Source organism: Myxococcus xanthus, from assembly GCF_013116825.1.
GTDB lineage: Bacteria > Myxococcota > Myxococcia > Myxococcales > Myxococcaceae > Myxococcus > Myxococcus xanthus_B.
The window spans coordinates 1-457 of sequence record NZ_JABFNS010000296.1; the positions used below are offsets into that span (position 1 = coordinate 1).

The 457-nt window shown below is 69.8% G+C and carries 1 protein-coding gene; it reads right to left on the reverse strand.

The genetic code is table 11. From position 1 onward, the window contains the following. Nucleotides 1-31 precede the first annotated feature (31 nt). Nucleotides 32-457: MBL fold metallo-hydrolase (locus HNV26_RS37380; protein WP_171453042.1), on the reverse strand; the 426-nt coding region annotated here is incomplete at its 5' end.

A 457-nucleotide genomic window follows, 5' to 3' on the forward strand; every position in this document is an offset into this window, starting at 1 on the left:
GACGGCGCTCAGACAGTTCGGGGCAGGGGCGTCAGTCCAACTGGGTGGAGACGATGGGGTCCTGCGCCGCCGTGTTCCACGGCAACGAGGGCCACCAGCGCTCGAGGGAGGACGGCGCACCGGGTTCGACGCGCTCACCCGGCTTCGGGACGATGACGCTCACGCCTGTGGCCTCGCCCGCCGCGAGCACGCGTTCAATGGGCTCTGTCCATCCGTGGAGCGCGAGGGTGAACATGCCCCAGTGGACCGGCAGCAGGACGCGTCCCCGGACCCACTGGTGCGCGGTGACGGCCTGCTCGGGGCCGATGTGCCAGTCGGGCCACGCGCTGTGGTACTGGCCCACCTCAATCATCGTCAGGTCGAAGGGCCCCAGCCGCTCGCCAATGTCCTTCATGGCGGGGAACAGGCCCGTGTCACCCGAGTAGTACACGCGGTGCTTGGGCCCCAGGAGCGCGAA